Raw genomic sequence first — 6,440 nt, forward strand, 5'->3', positions numbered from 1 at the left:
CCCCACCCACGCGGGCGGGGTCCAGGCCCAGAATCTCGCCAAGTGGTATCCCCCCGATCACTGGCTGGCCGCCGGCAACATCAACGGCACCGTGACCTGCATGACCGAGTACAACGGCGATCTCATCGTGGGCGGTGGCTTCGACCATGTCGATTGGGACGGCGAGTGGCTGTACACGGGAAACGTCGCCGGCCTGGGCCCTTCCGGCTGGTACCCCATCGCGGGGTACGGTGGCTCCAACAACGTCATCGACCTGGCCGTCTGGGATGGCCAGCTCGTTGCGGGGGGGGCCTTCCACGGCATGCAGGGGAACTACGACCTCGATTACCTCGCCCGCTGGGACGGCAGCACCTGGAGCTCCTTCTCGGCCTCGGGCAATGACGAGATCGACGGAATGGTGAAGGCCATCGCGGTCTTCCAGGGGGAGCTCTACATCGGCGGCAGCTTCTGGACCATCGGCGGCAAGCCCGTCGAGAAGATGGCGCGCTGGGACGGTGTCGAGTGGCAGCCCGTTGGCGAGGAGGTCTGGTCGGCGCTCATCTACGGGTATGGTCCCATCAGCTTCGCCGTCTACAACGGCGCTCTCTTCGTCGGCGGCGGTTTCCGCCTCGGCGCCCCCTGGTGGACCGACGGCATCATGCGCTGGGACGGCGCAAGCTGGTCCGTTTGCGGCGCAGGCTTGAACAACTCCGTCATCGACCTCGAGAGGATCGACGACGGTGTCTCGGAGAAGCTGTATGCGGCCGGCGCTTTCTCCCTGGCGGATGGGTACATCGACAGCAGGGGGATTGCAGCCTGGATCGAGACGCCCGTGACCGCCGTCGCGGAAGCCGGCGTCCCTCGCGGGATCACCCTGCACCCGAGCAGCCCGAATCCTTTCAATGCGCAGACCCGTGTCGCTTTCACCCTCGAGGAGGAGACCTGGCTCAAGGTAGACCTGCTGGATGTTCTCGGCCGGCTGGTTGCGACCCTGACGGAGGGCCTGCATGGCCCTGGAGAGCAGACCCTCGATTGGCAGGGTCGGGACAACCGGGGCAATGAGCTGCCCTCGGGCATCTATCTGCTGCGGCTGAGCAGCCCCGCGGGGGCGCAGCTCCAAAAGCTCGTCCTCGCCAAGTAGGACTGCGGGGCCGGCGCAGGCGAAGCCTTTCTTTGCTGCTTGCGGAGGCGCGAGCCATCTGACACGCGCCGATTGCAGCTCGTGCCACCGATCGACTAACGCATCAGCACCAGGCGCAGGGTCGCCACGCGGCCGCCGGCCGTCGCACGGGCGAGGTAGACGCCGCTGGGCAGGGCGTAGCCCTCGCCGTCGCGGCCGTCCCAGGTCACGCGCTGGGTGTCGCCGGCGGCGATGCCCGCCCAGAGGCGGCGCCGGTGCCGGCCGTCGATGCTGAACAGGTCGACCTGCGCGGCGCCCACGCGCGGCAGGCTGAGGCTCAGCGTGCTCTCGCCGCGGCTCGGATTCGGCTGCGCGCTGAGCGCGAAGCCGGCGCCGGGCGCGGCGGGCGCGGCCGTCGCGGGGCTCACGTCGCCAAAGTAGAGATCGCCGCCGTTGCCGAACTGGTTCGCGTGGACGTGCTTGCCCCCGCCGACGAAACGCGCGGGGTAGCGGCCGGTCGGGATCCCGTAGCCCTCCGCATCGACGTCATAGATCGAGCCCACGGTGTTGACCGTGAAGAGGGGCGTCGACTGCCCGCCCAGGAAGACGCTGATCTCGGGGCTGAGGTTCTGGGCGTCGCCCCAGCTGCCGATGACGCCGGTCTCGCCGCCGAAGGCGCTGGCCACCGGCAGATCCTGGTAGACGCCGTTCGACTGCGGGGACAGGTAGGTCCACAGCGGCGCGTTCCCGCTGGCCGTGAAGTACCAGGTCACCTTGTTGCGGTTGTAGCTGGTGGTGTACCAGCCCGCGATGAGCTGGCCCTCGGCGCTCAGCGCGCAGGTGCCGAGATACCAGCCCGCGGCGCCGCTGTTGTGCGACCACTTGAACTGGTAGCTGCTGCCGTTCCATTCCCAGACGAGCAGGAAGGTCCAGCCGGCGGCGATGTACTGGCCGTTCGGCGAGAGGGCGAGGGCGTCCGAACTGGCGCCGGCGCTGGCCGTCCAGAGCACGGCGCCCGTGGCGGCGTCCAGCGCGTGCATGACGGCGCCGTTGCGCAGGGCGATGCGGCTGCCGTCGTCGGTGATGCGCAGGGCGCGCGCGAACTCGCCCGCGGGGGCCGTGTAGCTCGAGAGCAGATCGCCGGTGAGCGGATCGAGCGCGAAGGTCTTGCTGCTCGTGGCCGTGTTCACCGCCAGCGCGAGCAAGTTGCCGCTCTCGGCAATGCGCAGGCAGTTCAGCGGCGCGCTGCAATTGGGGATGTCCTTCTCCCAGAGCGGCGTCGGCGGATCGCCCGCCATCCAGACATGCAAGCGCACGCCGGCGATCGCAGGCACGGCCTCGACGAGGGCGAGGAAGCCGGCGCCGGCCGTCACGTAGTTTTCGCCGCCGGTGAAGGTCCAATCGGGCGTGCCGCTCGAGCCGGCGAGGTAGTACTCGGCCGGGCAGTTCGTGCCATTGTTCAGGCCGGCGAAGACGCTGCCCTCTGCCGTCGCGCAGCTCGTGTAGATGAAGCCGGGAATGTTGTGTTGCCAGATCAGCTCGTCGCGCAGGTCGAGCGGCGCCGCGGCGAGAGCCGGGCGGTCGGGCCCGCGCTCCTCCTGGAAGTAGGCGCCATCTGCGCCGTGGACGTGGACGAGGCGGCTCGTTGCCGCCGCGGCGCCGCCGGGCGGCAGGGAAAGGGTGACGAGCAGGCAAAGGGCGAGCGCGGCGGGCTTCATCATCGACCTCCCGGGCTGATGGCGGCCTTCAGTATAGCGCATCGGTCGATCCGAGTCTTGCCAAGGGCGCGGCCGCTGCGCCTATACTCGCCGACCGCCACCAGGAGGCCCCGCATGCCGCGCTGCGTCTCGCGCTTCGTCCTCTGCCTTCTCGCCGCGCTCGTCTTCGCCCTGCCAGCCCCGGCCGCCGAGGGCGAGGCCCTGCTCGCTCTCGCCTTCGCCCGCGCCGACTCGGCGGATGCGCAGTTCCGGCCCTTCCGCTTCCACGAGGAAACGCGGACACGGATCAGCGACGGCGACGACAAGCTGGAGCACGAGGAGCGCAGCTGGCGGGAGGTCATCCAGTGGGCGCCCGACTCGACGCAAGTGCTCAGCGAGGGCAGCGAGCTCGTCTACAACCGCAAGGCCAAGCCCGGCGAGGAGGCGAAGGCGAAGGACGCGGACAAGGACAAGAAGAAGGAGCGCAAGCTCGACCTCAGCTTCGACTTCTTCACCGCTGAACGCCGCGGCGAGTACCGCTTCGCCCTGCGCGGACTCGAGACGCGCGAGGGGCGCGAGCTGGCCGCCGTCGCGCTCGAGCCCAAGAAGAAGAAGAAAGAGCTCTGGCAGGGCACGCTCTGGCTGGACCCGGCGACGGGCGCGCTGGCCGCGCTGGCGCTGAAGCCGGCCGACGGCAGCATGGGCGTGAAACACCTGGACATCACCGCTGGGCTGGCTGACCACGCGGGCCTCGACCTGCCGCGCTGGGTGGCGATGGACCTCGAGGTGAAGCTGCCGCTCGTTTTGCACAAGCACATCCGCACGCACACGGACCTCACGCCGTCCGCGTTGGCGCCCTAGCGCAAGCAAAGGGGGAGCCTTGCGGCTCCCCCGACGATTCGTCCCAAGCGAAACTGGCTAGGGCCTGCCAGCCGGCTCCAGCTCGCGCTCGAGCGAGGGCACGGTGACGCAGGCGGGCTTGGGTGGGCGCAGGCTGAGCGCGATGCCCGTCGCGACGAGGCAGAGCACGCCGCTGATCAGGAAGGCCGGCAGCCAGCTGCCGTTGTCGCGGAAGATCCCCGCCATGATCGGGCCGACGATGCCGCCGACGCCGTAGGCGGTGAAGACCCAGCCGTAGTTCTGGCCCAGGTGCGTGGGGCCGAAGAAGTCGGCGGTAGCCGTGGGGAAGAGGGCGAAGTTGCCGCCGAAGTTGAAGCCGATGATCGTCGCACCCAGGAAGAGCAGGGCCGGCGTGCCGCCCATCCAGTAGAAGAGCAGCATCATGACGCCCTGGCTGGCGGTCATGATCGTGATCGAGCGCTTGCGGCCGAGGCGGTCGCTGACAGCGCCCCAGACGATGCGGCCGATGCCGTTGGCCAGCGAGTAGAAGACGGCCATCGCCGTACCGGCGATGGCGGCGGCCTCGGCGGGGCTCTTGCCCTTGGCCTCGAGCGCGTCGATGCCGAAGAGCTGGATGATGCCGATCGTCATCAGGCCGGCCATGCCGCTGAAGATGAAGATCGACCAGAGCATGTAGAACTGCGGGGTCTTCAGCATCTGGTCGGGCAGCAGGTTGAGCTGGCCGGTGACCTTGTTGCCATCGACCTTCGGCTCGGGCGGGTTCCAGCCCCTGGGCTTGTAGCCGGCGGGCGGGTTGATCATCACGATGCTGCCCAGGCTGACGGCGATGAGGAAGATGATGCCGTAGAGGCCGAAGACGTCGAGCACGCCCAGCTTCTCGATGAGATGCGCCCAGGTGCTGGCGAGCTTGATCCAGATGAGGGCGCCGAAGCCGAAGCCGGCCACGGCGAGGCCCGTGATGAGGCCCTTCTTGTCGGGGAACCACTTCATGCCGACGGCGATGGGGCAGACGTAGGCGAGGCCGATGCCGGCGCCGCCGATGAGGCCGATCCCGAGCACTTGGCCGAAGATGCTGCCGCCGATGAACTTGGCGAGGATGTAGCCCAGCCCGAGCAGGAGGCCGCCCGTGAGGGCCACCCGGCGGGGGCCGATCTTGGCCTGCCAGCGGCCGGCGAGCACCATCACGATGGCGAAGGTGGACAGGCCGACGGAGAAGACCACCTGGGTCTGCGTGGCGCTGAAGTTGAAGGGCGCCTTCTTCAGGTGCGGGGTGAAGACGCTCCAGGCGTAGATCGCGCCCAGGCAGAGCTGGATGACGAGCGCGCCGAGGGCCACCAGCCAGCGGTTCATGGTCTTCTCCATCGGTCCTCCCGGCCTTACGGTCCTGCCTTGGGAAAAAAATCACGACCAATATAAGCAAGATGCTCGCCGTTTCAAGACCTGGTTGGCCGCAAATCCGCTCCCCCGGGGGACGAGTGGCAAGTGCTTGTGGGCCTTTGGGATGGATCGGGAGCGCAGGCCATGCCGAGGCGGGGGCCAGCCGCGGGGGCCAGCGGCGGCGGCTACCGGGGGCGGGACAGCGGGGGCAGCCAGGCTGGAGTCGCTCAGCCGGTGTTCGGCGGGCTCGCCATCGCCAGGGCGGCGGCAAGCCCCCTGCCGCCTTCGTGCAGCAGACGGTGGCAGGCCGCGCAGAGCGTGATCAGGTTCGCCGCGCTGTTGCGGCCTCCTCGCCGGCGCGGTTTGCGATGGTGAACTTCCAGGAAGCGCGTCGCGTGGCAGCCCGGCGCCTGGCAGCGGTGGCTGTCGCGCGCGAGTACTTGCCGGCGCATTGCCGGGGGAATCGAGGCCCGGTTGGGCTTGCCGTCCCGCTGCTCGCGGCAGTCGCAGGCCGCCTGCGCGGCGACTGCTGGCGCTACCGGGCGGCCGCCCGGCAGGTGCGCCCCGCCGCAGTCCTCGCAACGGTAGACCACGACCTGGTAGGGCGGCTTGTTTTGTACACGTGTACACTCCGCCTCGCTTTGTACACGTGTACAATCCGCTTCCGACAGCGCTGCGAAGGCCGCCAGCAGCAGCTCCTCCTTCGGCTCGCCGTGCCCCTGCTTGCGCAACCGCTCGACGATGGCCAGCCAGCGAGCGTGCTGCTCGGGCTCGAGCGTGAAGCTGACCTGCACCTTGGGCGCGGGCGTGGGGATCGCCGCGGGGGCCGGCGGCAGCAGGTCGCCCTGACCGGAATCGCGCGGCGCCTCGCTGCGGCTCTCGCGGATCCGCGCCTCGAGCTGGCGCGCACTGCTCGTCTTCGCGAGCGCGATCCACTGGCCTTCGGAGCGCGGCGTGGCGACCGCCGCCACGCTGCGGGCCTTGGTCCAGGGCATCTCGCCCGCCTCCACCGAGGCGCGCAGCTGGGGGAGCTCGCTCAACGACTCCGCCAGCTTGATGAACTGATAGGTCTTCGCCTGCCCGAAGCCGAGCACGGCCTCGGCGTAGGCGTGAATGCTGGAGTAGCCGCAGTCGCGGTAGAGCCGCCGGCGCATCAGCTCGGCGAACCAGAGCACGGCGTTCTGCTCGGCGCGGCGCAGCTCGGCGACGGCCGCGCGCAGGCGGGCATCCACCGCGGCGGCGGGGAGATTCGGAACGAAGTCGGACATGAAGAGACCTCGCCAGGACGAGGTCGCGGGAGGTGGGGAGGCCTGCAATATACTATGAGAGTCCGCGACGGTCAAGTGCATCGCCAAACAAATGCCGATGCCGCAGGCCGCGGGCACGCCGACCAGCACAAGCTCAGC

Annotated in this window: 3 protein-coding genes and 2 pseudogenes; 2 read left to right on the plus strand and 3 right to left on the minus strand. The window is 69.3% G+C overall.

Annotation, left to right across the window (positions count from 1 at the left end; all coding sequences use genetic code 11):
- Both FJ251_12405 and FJ251_12410 read left to right on the plus strand, forming a co-directional pair.
- The coding region (locus FJ251_12405; protein MBM4118513.1) for a T9SS type A sorting domain-containing protein at nucleotides 1–1,120 on the plus strand (1,120 nt) is incomplete at its 5' end.
- Between the two features lie 124 nt (nucleotides 1,121–1,244).
- Nucleotides 1,245–1,331, plus strand: a pseudogene (locus FJ251_12410) (bifunctional protein IspD/ispF).
- 1,976 nt (nucleotides 1,332–3,307) lie between these two features.
- Here the strand turns inward: FJ251_12410 and FJ251_12415 are convergent.
- The 3 genes and pseudogenes from FJ251_12415 to FJ251_12425 form a co-directional block, all read right to left on the minus strand.
- Nucleotides 3,308–3,490, minus strand: a pseudogene (locus tag FJ251_12415) (hypothetical protein).
- Nucleotides 3,491–3,714: 224 nt separating this feature from the next.
- On the minus strand, nucleotides 3,715–5,019 hold the full coding sequence (locus FJ251_12420) for an OFA family MFS transporter (protein ID MBM4118514.1): 1,305 nt from the start codon (nucleotides 5,017–5,019) through the stop codon (nucleotides 3,715–3,717).
- A gap of 242 nt (nucleotides 5,020–5,261) precedes the next feature.
- The coding region (locus FJ251_12425) for an HNH endonuclease (protein MBM4118515.1) at nucleotides 5,262–6,440 on the minus strand (1,179 nt) is incomplete at its 5' end.

The sequence above is a fragment of the bacterium genome (genome assembly GCA_016873475.1).
Lineage (GTDB): Bacteria > Krumholzibacteriota > Krumholzibacteriia > JACNKJ01 > JACNKJ01 > VGXI01.

What these genes read in the sequence shown, in the direction of transcription:
- FJ251_12420 (MBM4118514.1), bottom strand. Translation starts at nt 5,019, where the DNA reads ATGGAGAAGACCATGAACCGCTGGCTGGTGGCCCTCGGCGCGCTCGTC.